A 19,440-nucleotide genomic window follows, 5' to 3' on the forward strand; every position below is an offset into this window, starting at 1 on the left:
GGATCCCGTCACTCGACGATCAGGTTGACCGGGATGTTGCCGCGGGTGGCGTTGGAGTAGGGGCAGACCTGGTGGGTGGCCTCGACCAGCTCGCGGGCGACCTCGGGGGCGATCTCGTCGGGCAGCTCGACGCGGAGCGTGGCGTCGAGCCGGAAGCCGCCCGCGCCATTGGGCGACAGGCCGATCTCCGCCGTGACGGAGGCGTCGGAGACGTCGATCTGCTTCTGCCCGGCCACCAGCCGCATGGCCGAGGCGAAGCAGGCCGCGTAGCCGGCGGCGAAGAGCTGCTCGGGGTTGGTGCCCTCGCCGTCGCCGCCCAGCTCCTTCTGCAGGGCCAGCTTGACGTCCAGCCTGCCGTCGGAGGAGACCGCGCGCCCGTCGCGGCCGGCCGAGGTGGCGATGGCGGTGTACATGCTCATGACCGGTTGCCCTTCGTTCGTCTTCACCAGACAGACCTGTCTGTCTGGTTCGTTGAGCCTGAGACTAGACAGGTCTGTCTGGTAGCGTCAAGGGGTGAGCGCAGAGACGGTGAAGGAGCCCCGCCCGAGCCCGGCCCGCACCCGGATCCTGGAGACGGCGGCGCGGCTGTTCTACGCCGAGGGCGTGCACTCGGTGGGGATCGACCGGATCATCACGGCGGCGGGCGTCGCGAAGGCGACCTTCTACCACCACTTCCCGAGCAAGGACGAGCTGGTCCGGGCGTACATCGCCGAGCAGGGCGCGGCGCAGCGGGCCATGGTGGACACGCTGCGCGCGGACTCACCCCGGCAGACGCTGGCGGCCGTCTTCGCGTTCATGTGCGAGTTCGGGTCCGGCTCCGGTTACCGCGGTTGCCCGTTCGTCAACACGGCGGCCGAGTACCCGGATCCGGCGCATCCCGTACGGCAGGCCATCGCCGAGCACCGGCGCTGGCACCGCGACCTGTACCGCGACCTGCTGGCCGCCGACGGCCACGCCGACGCCGAACGCACCGCCGACATCCTCCTCCTGATCAGGGACGGCCTGGTGGTGGGCTTCGACCTGGACGACCCGGCCACCGTCCGCGCCACCGTCCAGGAAACCCTGACCCGCGTCCTCACCCCCTGACCCACCCCACCCCCGGAACGGCGACCACAGACGCGCCCCTTCGCTTTCGACGACCCTCGGCTTCCGTACCCTCCCCGCACATTGCGGCCTTCCCCTTTTCGCCCCTTCCCGCCCTCCGCACCCTTCGGGCCTTCCTCTCTTCACCCCTTCGCGCCCTTGGCGCTCTCCACCCCTTCGCTCTCCGGGCCCGAGGCTGCTGAGCTGCGGTGATGGGTGGGGTGGGTGTGGGAGGTTTTGTGCTTTGTGGGTAGTTTGTCTGGTATTAGTGGGCAGCGCCGTTGCTCCCCTACCACCGCTTACGAGGCAGTCATGTCGTTGTCCCGAAATATCAGGAGAAGCTTGGCTGCGGCGGTGGCCGCGATCCTCGCTCTGCTCATCGCCTCCCCCGCGCCCCCGGCGTCCGCCGCCACCCCCACCCGGCCGAACATCATCTTCTTCCTGGTGGACGACCTGTCCGCCGACCTGCTGCCCTACATGGACACGGTCCGCGGGCTCGCCGAGGGCGGCACCACGTTCACCGACTACTACGTGTCCGACTCGCTCTGCTGCCCCTCCCGCGCCTCGATGTTCACCGGCCAGTTCCCCCACAACACCGGCGTACGGACCAACCAGGGCTACGACCGCGGCGGCTACGAGGCGTTCGCCCGGCACGAGGGCCGCACCTACGCCGTCCCGCTCCACCAGGCCGGATACCGCACGGGCTACCTGGGCAAATACATCAACGAGTACCCCGCCCGCCCCGGCTACCAGGTGCCGGACGGCTGGGACGAATGGCACGTCTCAGCGGGCGGCGGCTACAACGAGTTCAGGTACCAGCTCACCCGCTACATCAGGGAGGAGTCGGGCGACCGGCGACCGATCGCCCCCTCCAAGGGCGACTACCTGGTGGACGAGCTGGCCCAGCGGGCGACCGGCTTCATCGAGCGCTCCCGCGAGCACGCCCCCGGCCGGCCGTTCTTCCTCCAGGTCTCGCCCTTCTCCCCGCACAACCGGGTGGACGTCCGGCCCGGCGACACCGAGCCGCGTTTCCCGCCCGCGCCGCGCGACCGTCCGAAGGACCGCTTCCCGGACGGCGAGTTCCCGCACGGCGACTGCGGCGGCCCCGACTGCACCGGCATCGACGTGACCACCCTGCCCTCCTACGACGAGGACACCGCCGACAAGCCGTCCTGGGTGCGCCGGGCCCCGATCGAGGCGAAGCGCGCCGAGGAGCTGCGCGAGGACTTCCGTGACCGGATCCGCATGGTCCAGTCGGTCGACGACATGGTGGGACGGGTGCTGTCCACGCTCACCGAGCCGGAGCGCCGCAACACCTACGTGGTGTTCGCCAGCGACAACGGCTTCCACCTCGGCCAGCACCGCCTGGTCCGCGGCAAGTCCACTGCCTACGACCACGACGTCCGGGTTCCGCTGCTGGTCAGGCGGCCGGTCACCGGAGAGCGCGACCGGCTGGTGACCGGCGCCATCGCCCAGAACGTGGACCTGTTCGCGACCTTCCTCGACATGGCCGGCGTCGCCCCGGCGATCCGCGACAGCCGGGACGGCCGCAGCCTGCTCCCCCTCGTCCAGGGCCGGCAGGTCGCGGACTGGCGGCAGGCGGCGCTGGTCGAGCACGTCAAGCCCGACCCGCGGACGCCCGGCAGGCCCGACCCCGACGCCGACCGGCTGAGGCAGGGCAACGCGCAGCCGCCCACCTACAACGCCGTGCGGACCGCGGGAGAGCTGTACGTCGAGTACGAGAACGACCCGAAGCCCGAGTACTACAACACCGTCACCGACCCCCGCCAGGAGTCCAACGACCCCGGCAACGCCCGGACGGCGTCCCTGGCCGGGGTGCTGCGCGAGCTGACGACGTGCGGAAAGCCCGGCGCGCCCGACTGCTGGACGGCCGCGCACCTGCACTGACTCGTACGGAAGAAGCGGAGGCATACGGCAGAAGCCGAGGCGTACGGCAGAAGTTGACCTCCTTCGGTCCGGCGGTTGACGCGCCGGCCGCCGGTCCCCCCGTAAGTTGGGGCGGTCGGGAGCCCGAACCGAAGGAGAGCGATGCGGTTCACCTCAGCCCTTGCCGGATTACTGATGGTCGCAGGCACGTTCGCAGGCCCGGGGGTGGCGCAGGCGGCGCCCACACAGGAGTCCGGGTGCGCGGCCGTGCTGCCCCGCCCCGACGGTCATGGCATCACCTGCGTCGACGTACGACGTCGTCCGCAGAGCGACGGCTCGGAGCTGCGGGACGTCACGATGACCTCGACGGCGATCTTCCAGGCGTCCGGCGGCGCCCCGGTCATCGACCCGCTGACGCGCCCGATCACCGTCCGCGTCTACCTGCCGAAGGACTACGACCCCTCGCGGGCCACCCCCTATCGGGCGCTCTACCTGCTCAACGGCGGCGGCGACAACTACGACTCGTGGACCGTCAAGGCCGACCTCGTCTCCCTCGTCCGAACCGCGGGCTCCTTCGACGGCATCGTGGTGATGCCGACCGGCGGGATGACCGGCTGGTACGCGGACTGGGCCGGCCGTACGGACGGATATTTCGCACCGAAGTGGGAGACGTACCACATCGAGCAGCTCATCCCGTGGATCGACAGCAACTTCAACACCGTCGCCGACCGGTCAGGACGCGGTCTGGCGGGCCTGTCCATGGGCGGCTACGGCACCCTGCGGTACGCGGCCGCGCACCCCGGCGTCTTCTCGGTGATCGGCGCGTTCTCGCCCGGCATCGACCTGCGCGCCAGGCCCGCCCAGCGCACGATCTCCGACTCCATGTGGCAGTCGGGCGCGGCGATCGAGCTGACCGATCTGGGCGAGTTCCGGGTCAACAAGTACGACAGCGGCAGCCCGCTGCCCGTCCTCGACCAGGAGGTGCAGCGCCGCTACCGCCTGGACACCCTGTTCGGCCCGCACACCACCACGGTCTTCCACGGCCGCACCGTCGACGACTGGCCCGCCGCCAACCCCGCCGACCTGGTCACCCAGGGCAGGTACGCCCCCTATGACGGACGGCTGGCGCTGTACGCCGGCGGCTGCGCGAGCCTCCCGAGCGTCCCGGACGGCGCCGGGCCCGCCCCCGCCGCGTGCGGCTACGACACCAGGGCGAGCGACGACACCGCGAGCGTCAGCGAGCCGATCCTCGGGGCGTACGCGAGCGAGTTCGACGCCACGCTGACCGGCCTCGGCGTCGGCCACCGCTACTGCTACAGCAGGGGCGGCCACGACTGGAACGCCTGGTCGGCCTACCTGGTCGACTTCCTCCGGTACGCCTACGGCGCCGCCCCCGCCCGCTGCCCCGCACTCTGACGCCGCAGCCCGCTTCCAAGTCGGCCACAAGTACCGGCCGGTAGTCCTGGACCGGTGACGAACCATCTTCCGACCCGCGTCCTGACCGCCCTGGGCGCCGCCGTCCTCACGCTGACCGCGCTGAGCACGGCGGCCGCCGCCGACACCGCCGCCGACCCGGCGAGCTGGAGGTGGGGCGCCCTGCACTCGACCGACGGCCTGGCGACCGCCCGCGGCAAGGTCGTGGCCGGCCAGTCGGGGCTGGCCGTGACCGGCACCCTCGACGACGACCGCGGCAAGGGCTGCTCGTGGCTCCTGATCAGGTACCAGAGCGCGAGCAACGGCCGCTGGCGCACGCACGGCGTCTACAACTGCCTGCCGGGCACCGGCTCCTTCCGCAAGAACGTCGGCGGCGCGCTGCAGATCCGGGCGCAGGTGTGCCGCGGCAACGGCGCGCGGCCCGTCGGCCGGTGCTCGCGGTGGCGGACGATCTACACCCAGGGCGGCTGACGCCCGTCCCGCCGGCCCCGGGCGTCAATCGGCGCGCTTCTTGCTGGCGATGATGTAGAGCACCAGCTCGCCGCAGGCGCGGCAGACCGTCCTGTCGCCGTCGGCGCCCAGGTGGGCGGGCACGGCCCGCGCGCCGCAGAACGCGCACGGCCGCTCCACCGGCTCCCGCTCGCCCCGCACCGCCCCGGCCGTCGCCAGCAGCGCGCATCCCAGGCAGATCGAGACCGACTTGCCGACGACGAGATCGGCGGGGTCGGGCGCCGAGCCGCAGAAACCGCACTGGAACACCGCCGTCACCCCGATCCAGTCGCTCGGGCGCGCGTGCTCGCCGGACAACACCATCCGCAGGACGCGCAGGCAGCGGCCGGCGACCTCGTCCGTGACGCCCGCCCGTTCGAGTTCGGCCCGGAGCTCCGCCCGCGCGCCGGGGTCCTCGGGCGGGAGCGCCTTCAGCAGGCCGAGCAGCGCCTCGTCGAGCGCGCGCAGGGCGTCCGCGGCGGAGGCGACGAGATCGCTCATGCCGCGCCGCCGATGAGCGGCGGGCCCGGAATGCCACGCGCTTCCTCGTACGCCCACTCGGCGCGGCCGGGCCATTTGCACTCGGGGCTTGTGCGTAATATCGCGATCCGCATCCGCCGCGCGTTATCACCGGCCGCGTCGGAAACGCTTCCCGGCGATGACCGTTCTAGAATTCTGCACCACCCCGAGTCAATGGACCGGACCTCCGGGCCGAAGGGCATGAATTCATGCGCCCGGAAATCGGCGGCGAACTCGGGCCGGCCGGCGCACAGGAGCGCCATGGCGCCGGGTGCGGGCTCCATCTGCTCAGCCCCTGCCATCACCCGCCAAGAACCCGCAGCTCAAGGCCGCGTTCCGGCGCTCCGCGGGCACGCCGGCAGGCGCCCCGGGGTGTCGAGTATTCGCATCCTTAAGCAGGGTCACGCATTCCCTCATTTCCGGCGGAGGCGCGGGCGCCCCTTTCGCGGCCATCATCGCCCCGGCCCAATAAAGCGTCAACGGGCGGCGGCCCTACATTTTCCCTATATTGCGGCGTGGCGCCGTCTTGCGCGCCCCGGGTTGTCCCGGCACGCTGGCAGACGTGGCGGATAACCGTACTGGAAAGGGCCGCGCGCGAGCGGCGCGCAGATGGTCGGCCGCGCCGCGCAGCCAAATGTTCAGCCTTCCGGAAATCCTCGCCAAGCTCGCCGACCCCGACCGCGAGGCGCCCGGCGATCCGGAGCTGCGTGACTTGTTCGACCGCGACCAGGACGACCGGCGCGACGGCGTGCCCGGCGACGGCGGCGAGCGCGGCGACGGCGGCGAGCGCGGCCTGGCCCGGCGGGCGCGCTGCATGGAGAAGTTCGCGGCCGGAGAGGTGCGCTCGCCGGGCGACTACTACCACCTGGCCGCGGTGATGCAGCACGGCGGGCTGGCCGAGCACTACCACCTGGCCTTCGAGCTGGCGCGGCGGGCGGCCGACGCCGGTTGCCGGCCCGCCCGCAGGCTGGCGGCCTCGGCCCTCGACCGGTGGCTGCTGCAGATGGGCCTGCCCCAGCGGTACGGCACCCAGTACGTCGACATCGGCGGCCGCTGGTCCCTCTACCGCGTCGACCCCGTCACCACGGACGCCGAACGCACGGTCTGGGACGTCCCGCCCCTGGCCGAGGCGCTGGCCCAGGCCGAGGAGATGAACCACGCCGACGGCCTGGGCTGACGCCCGCGCCTGAGCGCCGGACGGGCCGCCGGCGGCGTCTCCCGTCGGAAACCGGACACGACCTTTGCCACGGGTTTTCCCGGAATTCCCAGGTCGCGGCGGGCCGGCGGGCGAACCTGACCATGACATGTTCCCGTCCCGGTCGAAACAGGCAGGTTCCCATGGTCAGACGGGCTCTCGGGGCGCCGGTCCCGCTCGCTCTCTCGCTGGTCGCCGTTCTCGCGGTCGCGCCGCCGGCCCAGGCGGTGACGCTGGAGGAGAAGCTCGCCACGCTCTCGGGGTTCACGCAACCCACCGCGTCCAGCGCCGCGGCCTGGCGGGACGCCTGGGCCGACCGGGGGTCGTGGTCCGACTTCGACTTCGACTGGTCGAGCGACGGCTGTACGAGCAGCCCCGACCAGCCGCTCGGCTTCGACTTCTCGATCCCGTGCCGGCGGCACGACTTCGGCTACCGGAACTACCAGGCCGTCGGCGACTTCCCGGCGAACAAGGAGCGCATCGACAAGGCGTTCTTCTTCGACCTCAAGCAGGTGTGCACCCAGTACTCGCTCTTCCGTCAGCCGAGCTGCAACGCGCTGGCCAAGCTGTACTACCAGGCGGTCCGCCACTACGGCGCCCCTCGCGGCACCGGCGGGGAGATCGTGCGCGTACCGGACAGGGACTCTCTAAGACAGCAGGGCGCCGCTGAGTCCGCAGACGGCGGTGACAAGATGTTCGCCCAGAGCCCGCCAGGATTCTTCGACTGAACCGGCGGCGGCGTGGCCGGCCGCCAGGTCGGCCTCCAGCTCGGCGCTCATGTGCACGACGAGCAGCCGGACCATCGCCGCCTGCCGCTCGGACAGCTCGTGCTCCCGGTCGCGCATCGACGGCGGGCGCAGCAGCTCCAGCCGGCGGAACGAGGGCGTGCTCAACGTCGCCCGCGCCGCGTACTCGCGCAGGGACGGCTCCACGACGGCCTGGGCCAGGAACCGCCCGTACCAGGACGGGGTGCCCAGCTCGATGTGGTGCTCGATGCTCGGCGCGATCGCGCACGTGATCCAGTCGCGCAGCGACACCTCGCCCGAGGTCTCCAGCGCGGCCACCATCGGCAGGCGGTGCCGGTCGATGGCGGCCGCGTGACGGGACAGGATCGCGTGGATCAGCTCGTCACGGGTGCTGAAGTGGTATTGGACGGCGGACTTGTTCCGCTGGCCCGCGGCCTCGCGGATCATCCTGATCGACACGTGCGCGAAGCCGTGCTCGGCGTAGAGCCGCTCCGCGGTCTGCATGATCCTGTCCTTGGCCCGGATCGAGCGGGGAGACGGCGCGGCGACCGCCGTACTGACGTCCATGACCGGTCCTCGATCTCGTTTCCACCACCGTCCCCGAACGCTATCCCATGCCGCCGGCTGAGGTCAGCGGGTCACCAGGTGACCCACACGTCCTGGAGGCCGCCGGACAGGCCGCCCGTGCGCAGCCGCAGCTCGCGGGGGTCGTCGCGGAGCCGCAGGCCGGGCAGCCGCCGTGCCAGCAGGCCCAGGACGACCTGCAGCTCCACCCTGGCCAGCGGCTGGCCGAGGCAGTAGTGGCGGCCGGCGCCGAAGGTGAGGTGCTGGCCGCTGTTCTCCCGGCGCGGGTCGAACCGGTCGGGGTCGGCGAACTTGGCCGGGTCGCGGTTGGCCGCCGGGATGTTGGGGATCAGCGTGCTGCCGGCGGGCACGGTGATCTCGCTCAGCTCGACGTCCTCGGTGATGAACCGGGGCACGCCGCCGATGGCCGACAACGTGCTGTCCAGCCGCAGGACCTCCTCCACGGTGCCCGGGATCAGGTCGGGGTCGTCGATCACGGCCTCGTAGCGCTGGCGGTCGGACAGCAGCATCGCCGTCATAATGGCGATCATGTTGGACGTGGTCTCGTGGCCGGCCAGCAGCAGCCCGCGCACGGTGGCGATGAGCTCGTCCTGGCTGAGCCTGCCGTCCTCGGCGTCGGTGATCTGGGTCAGCTCGCTGAGCAGGTCGTCGCCGGGGTCGGCGCGGTTGCGGTCGATCAGGTCCGACACGTACGCGTTGAACTCCCGGTAGGCCGTGTCCACCTCCTCCTGCGTGTTGCGCGTCAGGGTCAGCATCGTGCGCGACCAGTGCGCGAACTTGTCCTGGTCCGAGCTCGGCGCGCCGACCAGCGCGCAGATGACCCGTACCGGCAGCGGCAGGGCCAGGCCGGACGACAGGTTGCCCGGGGAGCCCTTGGCCAGCATGGAGTCGAGGAGCTCCTCGGCCATGGCCTGGACGCGGGGGCGCCAGACCTCCATCTTGCGGGCCGTGAACCAGCGGCTCAGCAGGCGTCGCCACCGCATGTGGCCCTCGCCCTCGCCGATGTCGCCGGCGCCGTCCTTGCGGCGGTTGAACAGGCCGCCGTCCTCGGTGGTGGACAGCCGGGCGGCGCCCTCGCGGGCGAGGTTGCGGCTGAAGCGGGGGTCGGCCATGACGGCGCGGGCGTCGTCGTACCTGGTCACCAGGGCCGCCACGTCGCCGCTGGGCAGGCGCACGTGGGCCACGGGGCATTTCTCCCGCAGGTCGGCGAGTTGTGGCGGCGGTTCCAGCGCCGTGGGGCGGTCGAAGGGGAAATCGGGGATCGCGTCAGCGGTCATGCGTCCTCCAGCTTGAAAGCCCGACACTTCGGAATATAAGGCGATCGACTTATTTGAGGCAATCGTCTTGACTGGATGGATTACTTCGAGTGGGAGAAATCTACCGAGGCGTTGCCTCCCCTTGGGGACCCGCGCGGGCGCCGAGCTGGCACGCATCGAAATACCCGGATACGACGATGGCTCACTATGCTGGCATCCATGGCGGAAGCTCCACTGATGACCGATTCCGAGCTGTCCGACGCGTTGCGGGCGCTGGCGAACCCGACCCGGCTGCAACTGCTGACCTGGTTGCGGGAGCCGGAGCGCCACTTCTCGCTGGAGGGGGCGATCGCCGACCCGGTGGAGGTGGGGGTGTGCGTGACGCACATCCAGGCCAGGGTCGGGCTGGCGCAGTCCACGGTGTCGGCGTACCTGAGCGAGCTGCAGCGCGCGGGGCTGGTACGCGCCACGCGCGTGGGCAAGTGGACGCACTACAAGCGCGACGAGCGGCGCATCGCCCAGCTCGTCGCCACCCTCGGCCGCACGCTGTAGAGACAGCACGCCGCAGAGGCGGCACCTCCCGCGAGAGGTCGACCGGTTTCCATATATCGACATTTTGCGATATGTCTATGTTCCTGAGGATCGACACACGATGAGGGGACGTCCCATGGGCAGCATCGACGGCCTGGATCTCGGCACGTTCGGGATCTACACCTTCGACTTCGAGCACGTGCCGGCCGCGCAGATGCGCGAGTCGATCCAGGAGCTGGAGGAGCAGGGGTGGCGGGCGTTCTGGATGCCCGAGCTGCTCGGGCGCGAGGCGCTCACGCACGCCGGCTTCCTGCTGTCGTGCACGCGGCGGATGCACATCGTGAACGGCATCGCCCAGATCTGGGCCCGCGAGGCCAGGTGGACGTACGGCGCCGCCCTGCTGCTGGCCGACGCCTACCCCGACCGGCACGTCCTCGGCCTGGGTTTCGGCGGCGCCCCCCGCCCCGGCACGACCCCGCTGACCGCCATGCGGGCCTACCTTGACGAGCTGGACGAGCTGGAGACCGTCAACCCGGCTCCGAAGTCAGGCGTGCGCCGCCTGCTGGCCGCGTACGGGCCCAAGATGCTCGAACTGGCCCGCGACCGCGCGGCGGGCGCCCAGACCTACCACGTCAACGTCGCGCACACCGCCGAGTCACGGCAGCTCCTCGGCCCGGACGCGTTCCTGGCCGTCGAGCATCCGGTGCTGTTCGAGACCGACCCCGCCAAGGCCCGCGCCGCCGCCCGCGAGCACCTGCGCCCCTACCTGAGCACGCCGTACAACGTGGCGAAGTTCCGGCGGCTCGGGTACGCGGAGGACGAGATCACCGGCGGCGGCAGCGACCGCCTGGTGGACGACTTCGTCTTCTGGGGCGATCTGGACACCGTCGTCGGCAAGCTGCGCGCCCACGTGGACGCCGGCGCCGACCACGTCGCCGTGCAGGTGATCGGGATCGAGCCGGGCCGGACGGCGATGCCCCACTGGCGCGAGCTGGCCGCCGCTCTCTCGCCCGGCCGCGACTGACCGCCACCCCTCAGATATGCAAACGATCGGTCGTTAATATAGTTTGACGGCATGACCTCCGAGTCCGGCCGGTGCGCCGCATGCTGACCTCACGCTGGATCCCCGGCCCCGAGAACGACCGGCCGGGGCCGCTGGTCGCCGCCCTGACGGACTTCCGCCCGCGGCGGCTGCTCGACCTGCCCGGCATCGCCCGGCACGGCCGGTCCCTGAGCCGCCACTGGCCCGGCCTGCCGGGCGCGGTGGGCATGTGGCTCTGGGCGGACCTCACCGGCCGCCGGGTCGGCTCGCTGTCGGTGTGGCGGAGCGAGGAGGACCTGCGGGGGTTCGTCCGGTTGCCGGAACACGTCGCCATCATGCGCGCCTACCGCGACCGGGGCACCCTGCGCTCCCGCACGTGGCCCGTGGACGCCCTCGACCGCGAAGCCCTGCTGCGGTCGCTGCGCTGACCCGCCGGTCGATCCGGCCGGCCGGCCCGCTCATGGCGGACCGTTCCGCGGGCACGCTAGGGTCGGGCGGGAACGGCAGCCGGAAGGCGGGGACGGATGGCGTGGGCAGCCCGGGTGGTCGCCGTCGTCCTGGCCGTGGTCTCGCCGGTGCTGGTGCTCGCGGCGGTCCTGATGTATGCGGCGCTGCCGCCGGAGTGGCGGCTGCCGGAGATCTTCAGCCCGCTGGCCGCGGCTGGGGTCACGTTTCCGGCCTTCAGCGCGTTCCTCATCGTGCACCGGCCGCGGCTCAGGCTGGCGTGGCTGATGTGCGCGGGCGGTCTCGGCGGTGCGGTCAACACGTTCTGCCAGTCGGCGATGCTGGCCGCCGCGGCGGGCGGGGATCTCCCGCTGGCGGGGTTGCTGAGGTTCCCCGCGCAGGTCGGCTGGGCGGTGTCCGGGCTGCTGCTGGAGATGTTGCTGCCGCTGTACTCCCCCGACGGCAGGCTGCCGTCGCGGCGCTGGCGTCTGGTGGTGCTGCTCGGCGCGGTGTCGACCGCGGTGGAGCTGGCCCACATGTTCCTGCGTCCCGACCCGCCGGCCGAGGGCTATCCGCTGCCCGCGGTCATCCCCAACCCGTTACAGGTCCCGGAGCTGGCGCCGATCTGGCCGGTGGTCACGGTGGTGGCCTGGACCGGGATCCTCTCGACGCTGCCGCTGGCGGCGTGGTCGATGGTGCTGCGCTTCCGCCGCGCCGACCCGGTCGTGCGGCGGCAGATCGGCTGGCCGCTGTTCTCCTTCGGCGGGTACATCGTCTTCATGCTCGCCGGCGTCGTCGTGCCGGAGCTGTACTGGTTGTCGATCGGGTGGGCGGCGGTCATCCCCGTGTCGATGGTGATCTCGGTGACCCGCTACCGGCTCTACGGCATCGACACCGTCGTCAGCCGGACGTTCGTCGCCGCCGGGCTGCTGGCCGTGGTCGGCGGGGTCTACTTCGGGGTGGCCACGCTGTCGAGCCTGCTGGTGTCGGGGTACCACCAGGTCGCCGGGCTCGCCTCCGCGCTGCTCACGGGCGCGTTCTTCCAGCCGTTGCGGCGGGCGCTGCAACGCGCGGTCGACCGCCTGCTCTACGGACCGGTGGGCGATCCGCGCGTGCTGGCCGAGCGGCTGGCGCAGGAGGTGCGCCGGGGCGATCCGGCGCAGGCGCTGGCGGCGGTGATCGGCGTGCTGCGCGAGGGCCTGGCGGTACGCGGCGTCGCCGTGGAGGTGACCAGCGGCGAGCCGGGCCATCCGGTCAGCGTGGCGAGCACGGACCGCGGGCAGGTCGGCGACTCCCCGCGCGAGGTGCCCCTGATCTGGCACGGCGAATGGGTGGGCCGGCTGCTGGTCGGCCCGCCCGCCGCGCGCCGCTTCCCCGCCGCGCACGACGAGCGGGTGCTGGACACGCTGGTCCCGTACGCGGCCGACGTGGCCCACGCGGTCCGCCTGGCCGCCGACCTGCAACGTTCTCGCGAACGCATGCTGGCCGCCCGCGAGGAGGAGCGCCGCCGGCTGCGCCGGGACCTGCACGACGGCCTCGGCCAGACGCTCAGCGGGCTGGCAATGACCGTCAACATGGCCCGTCTCAGCCTGAAGAGCTCGCCGGAGGCGGCCGACGGGCTGCTGCGCGAGCTGCGCACCGGCATGGACGCCGTCACCGGCGACCTGCGGCAGCTCGTCTACGGCCTGCGCCCGCCCGCCCTGGACGACCTGGGCCTGGCCGCCGCCGTGCGGGCGCTGGCCGCGCCGGACGGTCCCGCCGCGGAGGTGATCACCGAGGGCGACCTGACCGGCCTGCCCGCCGCCGTCGAGGTGGCCGTCTACCGGATCGCGCAGGAGGCGCTGACGAACGTGCGGCGGCACGCGCGGGCCACCCGGGTCCGGGTCGAGCTGTGCCGCGAGCCCGGCGCGCTGCGCCTGCTGGTCGCCGACGACGGCCGCGGCCTGCCGCCCGAGCACCGTTCCGGCGTCGGCCTGACCTCGATGCGCGAGCGCACGGCCGAACTGGGCGGCATCTGCCTGGTCGGCGGCGCGCCGGGGACGGGCACCACGGTGGAGGTCATGTTCCCTGTCCAGCCCTGACCGTGCGCCTTACCGGCCGGGAACCCTCCTGTCACGTAGAGTGCTGGATGATCACTCTCGGTAACTCCCATGGAGGTGTCCATGAAGCTCATGGGCCGTATCACCTGCGCCGTGGCCGGTGGCGCGCTGCTGACCGTCGCGCTCACCACTCCGGCCGCGGCCGACTCGCTGGCCGCCGGCGGGCCTGTCGGCGCGCTGCTCCAGCCGGTGCTGGACGTGTTCAACATGGTCAACGACACGTCCACCCTCGGCGCCCTGCTGCCCGGCGGCATCATCTCCGCCCGCTGACGCTCGCCCTCCCCCCGGGGCGACCGCGCACTGCCCTGCGGGCCCGGCCGGGGCGTACCGTGGTTCGCGGCGGTCACGGCGGAGGGCGGGAGCAACGTGCAGGGGTGGGAGCCGTCCACTGTCGTCAGTGACGAACTGGTCGACCCGACGCCGGTCGCCGCGCTCGCGGCCCTGTTCGACGACGGCGTGCCGGTGCCGGGGCCGGGCGCGGAGCTGCCGCCGCTGTGGCACTGGGCGGCGCTGGCGCGCTGGCCCGTCTCGTCCGTGCTGGGGGGCGACGGGCATCCCGTACGCGGCTCGTTCCTGCCGCCCGTCGGCCTGCCGCGGCGGATGTTCGCCGGGGGCGAGGTCGTGTTCCACGGGCCGCTGCGGGTCGGCGAGACCGTACGCAGGCAGAGCGCGGTGGAGTCGGTCACCGAGAAGTCCGGGCGGTCGGGACGGCTGGTCGTGGTGGTCGTGCGCACCCGGCTGACCGGCCAGGACGGCAGCTCCGGGCTGGAGGAGCGGCAGGACCTGATCTACCGGGAGGCCGTGGCCTCCACCGGCCCGGCGGCGGCGGCCGAGGAGGCCGTGGCGGCGCGCGCCGCCGGTTCCCCGTTCCGCAGGGCGGGCGTCTGGGAATGGCACTTCGACACCGATCCGACCCTGCTCATGCGTTTCTCGGCGGCCACCGCAAACGCCCATCGCATCCACTACGACTGGCCGTACGCCACCCGCGTGGAGGGCTATCCCGGCCTGGTGGTGCACGGGCCGCTGATGACCCTCGCCCTGGCCGAGACGCTGCGGCTGGAGGGGCGTCCCGAGCGGGTGACGCGCATCGCGCATCGCAACAACCGGCCGCTGTTCTGCGGACAGCGGGCCCGGCTGCTCGGCCGCAGGACGGCGGACGGCTTCGCGCTCGACCTGACCGGCCCCGAAGGCGCGACGACCGGCCCGCACACCACCCTGACCGTGACAGCCCGATAGGCGCTGCCCCCGATCCCCCGGGCGCCGGCCCGCGCGGACCCGTCAGGGGGTGATGACGTGTTCGGCCAGCTCGCGGGCGGCGGCGGCCGGGTTCGTGCCGGGGCGGGTCGCGCCGACGGCGAGGGTGCCGTCGATGAGGATGAGGAGCTGGTCGGCGGCGTGGCCGGGGCGCGGGTGGCCGAGCGCGGTCAGCTCGCGCGCCAGCAGCTCGTGCACCTGCCGGCGGTAGTCGCGGGTGATCTCGTGCGCGGGATGGGCGGGGTCGGTCAGGCCGAGGTCGGCGGCCAGGTAGCGGCAGCCGTGGAAGCCGGGCATGGCGACGATCTCGCCGATGCGGTCGAAGACGGCCAGCAGGCGCTCGCGCGGGTCCTGGCCGGCGGCGTCCATGGTGCGGTGGTAGTCGGCGGCGTCGGCGTCGGCGGCTGACCTGAGCACCTCGACGATCAGGCCGTCCTTGCCGCCGAAGTGCTCGTACAACGAGCGCCGGGCCACGTTGGCCGCCTTGAGCAGCGCGTCGACGCCGACATTGACGCCCTGGCTGTAGATCAGCTGGTCGGCGGCGGTCAGCAGGCGCTCCCGGGGGCCCGGCCCCGTACGAACAGTCATGGATTCAGGTTGCCACGGGTTGACGAGTAGATCAACCGGTCGATATACATAGATAGACCGATCGATCTACCCGCTTCCTTCTGGAGGAACCGTGTCCTTCCCATCCACCGCCGACGTCATGGAGCGCTTCAACCGGGCCTTCGTCGAGCGTGACCGCCACCTGCTCGACGACCTGGTCGCCGAGGACTGCGTGATGGAGTCCGTGCAGCCGGCCCCCACCGGCGAACGCGTCACCGGCCGCCAGGCGTGCCTGGACTGGTGGGGCGCGCTCGTGGACGACCTGACCAGCGCGTTCGAGCCGCAGGAGGTCATCGTCGCCGGTGACCGCGCCACCATCCACTGGCACTACCGCTACGGCACCGGCCCGTCCGACTGGGTCAGCGGCGTCAACCTCATGCGCGTCCGCGACGGGCGGATCGTCGAGGCGCTCGGCTTCAGCAAGACCGCCGGCGAAGTTCCCCTGGCGACCGCCTGATGAACGTCATGCGCAGCTACCACGTCGACAGCGGAGCCGGCATCGACGGCCTGTCGATCAAGGAACACCCCGTCCCTGCTCCCGGCCCCGGGCAGGTGGTGGTCGCGGTACGGGCCACCTCCCTCAGCTTCCGCGAGCTGATGATCCTGCGCGGCGACTACGTGCTCCCGGTCAAACCGGACGTGGTGCCGGTCTCCGACGGCGCCGGCGAGGTCGTCGCGACCGGCCCCGGAGTCGAGTCGGTCGGCGTCGGCGACCGGGTCACCGCCACCCTGTTCCCGAGCTGGCAGGACGGCCCGTTCGCGCTGCGGCACCTGCCGCAGCTCGGCGGCTCGCTGGACGGCATGCTCACCGAGTACGCGCTGCTCGACGAGCACGCGCTCGTGCCGATCCCGGCCCACCTGTCCTACGAGGAGGCCGCGACGCTCCCCTGCGCCGCGGTCACCGCGTGGAACGCCCTGACCGGCGACGGCACCGGCCCGCTGCCCGGCCGGACCGTCGTCACCCAGGGCACCGGCGGGGTGTCGCTGTTCGCGCTGCAGTTCGCCAAGGCGCTGGGCGCCCGGGTGATCGCCACGACCAGCAGCCCGGCCAAGGCCGAACGCCTGTACGCGCTGGGCGCCGACGAGGTCGTCGACTACCGGGCCACCCCCGACTGGCCGGTCAGGGTGCGCGAGCTGACCGACGGCGAGGGCGCGGAACACGTCATCGACGTCGCCGGCGACCTCGGGCGGTCGCTGGCGGCCACCGCGATCGGGGGCCAGGTGGCCAGTGTCGGGTTCGTCCTCGGCGACCCGCCGCCCCTCGACGCGCGGGCGGTCTTCAGCGCGGGAGCCACGCTGCGGGGCATCGCCGTCGGCAGCCGCGCGCAGTTCCTGGCCATGAACCGGCTCATCGAGGCCCACCGGCTGCGCCCGGTCATCGACCGCGTCTTCCCCTTCGACCAGGCGCCCGACGCCTACCGCCACTACACGTCGGGCGGGCCGTTCGGCAAGGTCGTGATCACCGTGTGAGCCGGTCGGCCCCGGGCGCCGGCCGGACGGGGCGGGCGAGGCGTGCCCGCGGAACACCTCGCCGAGCCGGCCCCCCCTTAGCAGGGGGTCTCGTGGAACTCCGGGTACGAGCCGCGGGTGCCCACCCACGTCACGTCGCCCACGCAGTTCTCGTACTTGACGCCGACCACCGTGGTCCGGGTGGAGTCGCTGTAGTAGTACGTCTCGCAGTGGTAGTCGATCTGGCAGGCGCGGGCCTGGGCGGGGGAGCCGACGACGGTGAGCGTGCCGAGGGCGAGCAGGACGGCGAGCGATGCGCGACGAATCATGGAGATCCTCTCTGACGCGAGGAAGCGCTACTGCCCCTGATGATCGATCGCCGGAGCGAACAGTTCAATACGGTTCATCACAGTTCAATGCACCTGATGCCGGGTACCCGTCGCGAAGGCGAAATGATCGCCCCTGTCACCGACATAGGATCTCTTTTCATCTGGTAGATGGCCGATTGTCGAAAGGCTTCCATGACCCACCCCCTCAGCCGCCGGTCCGCCCTGCTGGGGGCCGCGGCCGTGGCCGGCATCGCCCTGTGGGAGAAGCCGGCCGAGGCGACCGGCGCCGCCGCGTTCGACGCGGCCCGGGAGCGATGGGTGAGCCTGCTGGCCGGCGCCACGTACGACCCGGCGTACCTGGACAAGACGCAGGCCGTCGAGGGTTCGGCCAACGCGGTGCTGCGCAAGATGGACCCCGCTCCCGGCCGGCCGAGCCTGTGGCCCGACCTGCCGCTCGACGACCCCCGTACGGGCAACTTCAACCGCGCCTACAACCGCATGCGCACGCTGGCGCTCGGCTGGGCCACGCCGGGCACCGACATGCACCGGGACCAGCGGGTCGCCGAGACCGCGGCCAGAGCCCTGGACTTCCTGTACGAGCACGCCTACCGCGAGGGCCTCGACCGCCGCGGCAGCAACTGGTACTGGTGGGAGATCGGCGTCCCGCGCGCGCTGACCGACACCTGCGCCCTGCTCTACGACGGCCTGCCCAAGGACGACCTGCGCCGCTGGCTGCGCCCGCTGCGCCACTGGTGCCCCGACCCCGAGCGCCGCGTCAGCCACCCCGGCGTGGTCGAGACCGGCGCCAACCGGGCGAGCAAGGCCATGGCGGTGGCGATGCGCGGGCTGCTCACCCACGACGCCCGCCTGCTCAAGCGGGCCAGGAAGGCCGTCTCCGACCTGCTGCGCCGCACCGGCGGGCCGGGCGACGGCTTCTACCGCGACGGCTCCTTCATCCAGCACGGCGTGTTCCCCTACAACGGCAGCTACGGCGTGGACTACCTGGAGAGCGTGGCCAAGCTGATCGCCATGCTGGCCAGGTCACCGTGGGAGATCCGCGACGTCGGGAACGTCTACGACATCGTCGACCGCTCGTTCACGCCGTTCATCTTCGACGGGCTGATGATGGACTGCGTGCGCGGCCGGCAGATCTCGGTGCAGGGCCACCGCGACCACCACTCCGGGCAGAAGGCGGTCGAGGCCATCCTGACGCTGCTGGAGACGGCGCCCGAGCGCCACGCCCGGCGCTGGCGGCCGATGGTGAAGGGCTGGCTCACCCGCAACCAGGCCGTCCCGTACGCCGCGGTCGCCCCGCTGGCGAGCGTCGCGCGGGCGGAGGCGCTGCTGGCGGACGCGTCCGTGCCGGTCGGCCCCCGCACCACCGGCACGTACGTCTTCGCCGACATGGACCGGGTCGTGCACCGGCGTCCCACCTGGGCGTACGCGATCGCGATGAGCTCGCAGCGCATCGGCGCGGCTGAGGGCATGAACCAGGAGAACCTGCACGGCTGGTACACCGGCGACGGCATGACGTACCTCTACACCGCCGACCTGACCCACTGGAACGACGACTTGTGGCCGACGATCGACCCGTACCGGCTGCCGGGCACCACGGTCGACACCCGCGGGCGCGCCGACCTCCCGCACGGCGCGCGCCGCCTGCCGCCCACCCCGTGGGCGGGCGGCGCGGCGCTCGACGGCGAGTACGGCGTGGCGGCGATGAGGCTGATCGCCGACGGCTCCTCGCTGCGGGCCAGGAAGGCGTGGTTCCTGCTCGACGACGGCGTGATCGCCCTCGGGGCCGGCATCACCGCCTCCGACGGCCGCCGCGTCGAGACCGTCGTGGAGAACCGCAACACCCACGGCGCCCATCCCCCGCTGACCCGCGGCGACGGCTGGCTCCACCTGTCCGGCGTGGCCGGGTACGCGCTGCTCGACGGCGCCGAGGCCAAGGTGATCCGCGAGCGGCGCACCGGGCGCTGGCGCGACATCGACACCGGCGCCACCACCGGCGGCGACCGGACCCCCGTCACCAGGCACTACACGACGATCCTGGTGGACCACGGCGTCGATCCGCGCCGGGCCCGCTACGCCTACGCCGTGCTGCCCGACGCCACCGCCGAGCAGACCGCGGCCTACCGCGGGCGGGTCGAGATCCTGGCCAACTCCCGCACGGCGCAGGCCGTCAGCCGGGACGACCTGATCGCCGCCGTGTTCTGGCGCGCGGGAACCGTCGAGACCCCGCACGGGCCGCTGGCCGCCGACGGGCCGTGCGCCATGCTGCTGCGCCACGACCGTCACCGGGTCCGGCTGGCCGTCTCGGACCCGTCCAGGACCGCCGACGAGGTGCGGATCAAGCTGCCGTGGCCGGTCCGGTCGGTCAAGGAGGGCGACCGGGGGGTGCGCCGGTCCAAGCGGGCGGTCAAGGTCGAGGTCGGCGGCAGCCGCGGGCACACCCGTCAGGCGGTCCTGCGCGTCTGAGCCGGGGCGCC

The 19,440-nt window shown here is 72.5% G+C and carries 22 protein-coding genes; 15 read left to right on the forward strand and 7 right to left on the reverse strand.

What is annotated here, in order from left to right; translation table 11 throughout:
• Positions 1–8 precede the first annotated feature (8 nt).
• Positions 9–419 carry an organic hydroperoxide resistance protein gene (locus tag ACIBK9_RS27540; protein ID WP_397161841.1) on the reverse strand — a complete coding sequence of 137 codons (411 nt, stop codon included), beginning with the start codon at positions 417–419 and terminating at the stop codon, positions 9–11.
• Between the two features lie 94 nt (positions 420–513).
• On the opposite strand from ACIBK9_RS27540, the gene ACIBK9_RS27545 reads away from it, so the two are divergent.
• From ACIBK9_RS27545 to ACIBK9_RS27560, 4 genes are all read left to right on the forward strand, one after another.
• Entirely contained in the window at positions 514–1,086 is a 573-nt protein-coding gene (locus tag ACIBK9_RS27545; protein ID WP_397161842.1) for a TetR/AcrR family transcriptional regulator, read from the forward strand.
• A 339-nt stretch (positions 1,087–1,425) separates the two neighbouring features.
• On the forward strand, positions 1,426–2,991 hold the full coding sequence (locus ACIBK9_RS27550) for a sulfatase (protein ID WP_397161843.1): 1,566 nt from the start codon (positions 1,426–1,428) through the stop codon (positions 2,989–2,991).
• 141 nt (positions 2,992–3,132) lie between these two features.
• Positions 3,133–4,386: an alpha/beta hydrolase gene (locus ACIBK9_RS27555; RefSeq protein WP_397161844.1), complete on the forward strand. Its 1,254-nt coding sequence runs from the start codon at positions 3,133–3,135 to the stop codon at positions 4,384–4,386.
• A 54-nt stretch (positions 4,387–4,440) separates the two neighbouring features.
• Positions 4,441–4,875 (forward strand): hypothetical protein, encoded by a 435-nt coding sequence (locus ACIBK9_RS27560; RefSeq protein WP_397161845.1) that lies wholly within the window; start codon positions 4,441–4,443, stop codon positions 4,873–4,875.
• Between the two features lie 24 nt (positions 4,876–4,899).
• Here ACIBK9_RS27560 and ACIBK9_RS27565 read toward each other — a convergent pair whose 3' ends face one another.
• Positions 4,900–5,394 (reverse strand): hypothetical protein, encoded by a 495-nt coding sequence (locus ACIBK9_RS27565; RefSeq protein WP_397161846.1) that lies wholly within the window; start codon positions 5,392–5,394, stop codon positions 4,900–4,902.
• Positions 5,391–5,696, reverse strand: a complete 306-nt coding sequence (locus tag ACIBK9_RS27570; RefSeq protein ID WP_397161847.1) for a hypothetical protein — start codon at positions 5,694–5,696, stop codon at positions 5,391–5,393. Before ACIBK9_RS27570 ends, ACIBK9_RS27565 begins: the two co-directional genes overlap by 4 nt.
• 350 nt (positions 5,697–6,046) lie before the next feature.
• Between ACIBK9_RS27570 and ACIBK9_RS27575 the strand changes: the two genes are divergently transcribed.
• Both ACIBK9_RS27575 and ACIBK9_RS27580 read left to right on the forward strand, forming a co-directional pair.
• Positions 6,047–6,589: a hypothetical protein gene (locus tag ACIBK9_RS27575; protein WP_397161848.1), complete on the forward strand. Its 543-nt coding sequence runs from the start codon at positions 6,047–6,049 to the stop codon at positions 6,587–6,589.
• 161 nt (positions 6,590–6,750) lie between these two features.
• The gene (locus ACIBK9_RS27580) at positions 6,751–7,335 is read left to right on the forward strand and encodes a phospholipase (protein ID WP_397161849.1); all 585 of its coding nucleotides are present in this window, start codon (positions 6,751–6,753) and stop codon (positions 7,333–7,335) included.
• Here ACIBK9_RS27580 and ACIBK9_RS27585 read toward each other — a convergent pair.
• Both ACIBK9_RS27585 and ACIBK9_RS27590 read right to left on the reverse strand, forming a co-directional pair.
• On the reverse strand, positions 7,255–7,920 hold the full coding sequence (locus tag ACIBK9_RS27585; RefSeq protein WP_397161850.1) for a TetR/AcrR family transcriptional regulator: 666 nt from the start codon (positions 7,918–7,920) through the stop codon (positions 7,255–7,257). The two genes, ACIBK9_RS27580 and ACIBK9_RS27585, sit on opposite strands and share 81 nt — an antisense overlap.
• A gap of 71 nt (positions 7,921–7,991) precedes the next feature.
• Entirely contained in the window at positions 7,992–9,215 is a 1,224-nt protein-coding gene (locus ACIBK9_RS27590; RefSeq protein ID WP_397161851.1) for a cytochrome P450, read from the reverse strand.
• Positions 9,216–9,431: 216 nt separating this feature from the next.
• Between ACIBK9_RS27590 and ACIBK9_RS27595 the strand changes: the two genes are divergently transcribed.
• The 6 genes from ACIBK9_RS27595 (at position 9,432) to ACIBK9_RS27620 (ending at position 14,546) form a co-directional block, all read left to right on the forward strand.
• A complete protein-coding gene (locus tag ACIBK9_RS27595; protein ID WP_364336525.1) occupies positions 9,432–9,746 on the forward strand; it encodes a metalloregulator ArsR/SmtB family transcription factor in 315 nt (104 codons plus the stop codon).
• A 100-nt stretch (positions 9,747–9,846) separates the two neighbouring features.
• Positions 9,847–10,749 (forward strand): TIGR03620 family F420-dependent LLM class oxidoreductase, encoded by a 903-nt coding sequence (locus ACIBK9_RS27600; protein ID WP_397161852.1) that lies wholly within the window; start codon positions 9,847–9,849, stop codon positions 10,747–10,749.
• Positions 10,750–10,829: 80 nt separating this feature from the next.
• Positions 10,830–11,195, forward strand: coding sequence for an antibiotic biosynthesis monooxygenase family protein (locus tag ACIBK9_RS27605; RefSeq protein ID WP_397161853.1), 366 nt, complete (start codon positions 10,830–10,832; stop codon positions 11,193–11,195).
• A 96-nt stretch (positions 11,196–11,291) separates the two neighbouring features.
• Positions 11,292–13,292 carry a sensor histidine kinase gene (locus ACIBK9_RS27610; RefSeq protein ID WP_397161854.1) on the forward strand — a complete coding sequence of 667 codons (2,001 nt, stop codon included), beginning with the start codon at positions 11,292–11,294 and terminating at the stop codon, positions 13,290–13,292.
• 81 nt (positions 13,293–13,373) lie between these two features.
• Entirely contained in the window at positions 13,374–13,580 is a 207-nt protein-coding gene (locus tag ACIBK9_RS27615; RefSeq protein ID WP_352355921.1) for a hypothetical protein, read from the forward strand.
• 96 nt (positions 13,581–13,676) lie between these two features.
• The gene (locus tag ACIBK9_RS27620; RefSeq protein ID WP_397161855.1) at positions 13,677–14,546 is read left to right on the forward strand and encodes a MaoC family dehydratase N-terminal domain-containing protein; all 870 of its coding nucleotides are present in this window, start codon (positions 13,677–13,679) and stop codon (positions 14,544–14,546) included.
• A 42-nt stretch (positions 14,547–14,588) separates the two neighbouring features.
• Here the strand turns inward: ACIBK9_RS27620 and ACIBK9_RS27625 are convergent, their stop codons facing one another.
• A complete protein-coding gene (locus tag ACIBK9_RS27625) occupies positions 14,589–15,152 on the reverse strand; it encodes a TetR/AcrR family transcriptional regulator (protein WP_397161856.1) in 564 nt (187 codons plus the stop codon).
• A gap of 91 nt (positions 15,153–15,243) precedes the next feature.
• Between ACIBK9_RS27625 and ACIBK9_RS27630 the strand changes: the two genes are divergently transcribed.
• Both ACIBK9_RS27630 and ACIBK9_RS27635 read left to right on the forward strand, forming a co-directional pair.
• Positions 15,244–15,627 (forward strand): nuclear transport factor 2 family protein, encoded by a 384-nt coding sequence (locus tag ACIBK9_RS27630; RefSeq protein ID WP_352355927.1) that lies wholly within the window; start codon positions 15,244–15,246, stop codon positions 15,625–15,627.
• Positions 15,628–15,635: 8 nt separating this feature from the next.
• Entirely contained in the window at positions 15,636–16,640 is a 1,005-nt protein-coding gene (locus tag ACIBK9_RS27635) for an NAD(P)-dependent alcohol dehydrogenase (RefSeq protein ID WP_397161857.1), read from the forward strand.
• A gap of 77 nt (positions 16,641–16,717) precedes the next feature.
• Here ACIBK9_RS27635 and ACIBK9_RS27640 read toward each other — a convergent pair whose 3' ends face one another.
• A complete protein-coding gene (locus ACIBK9_RS27640; protein ID WP_358294993.1) occupies positions 16,718–16,948 on the reverse strand; it encodes a DUF6289 family protein in 231 nt (76 codons plus the stop codon).
• Positions 16,949–17,140: 192 nt separating this feature from the next.
• Here ACIBK9_RS27640 and ACIBK9_RS27645 point away from each other — a divergent pair, with 192 nt between their 5' ends.
• Positions 17,141–19,429 carry a polysaccharide lyase 8 family protein gene (locus ACIBK9_RS27645; RefSeq protein ID WP_397161858.1) on the forward strand — a complete coding sequence of 763 codons (2,289 nt, stop codon included), beginning with the start codon at positions 17,141–17,143 and terminating at the stop codon, positions 19,427–19,429.
• Positions 19,430–19,440: the final 11 nt, after the last annotated feature.

It is taken from the genome of Nonomuraea sp. NPDC050227, assembly GCF_044459705.1.
Taxonomy (GTDB): domain Bacteria; phylum Actinomycetota; class Actinomycetes; order Streptosporangiales; family Streptosporangiaceae; genus Nonomuraea.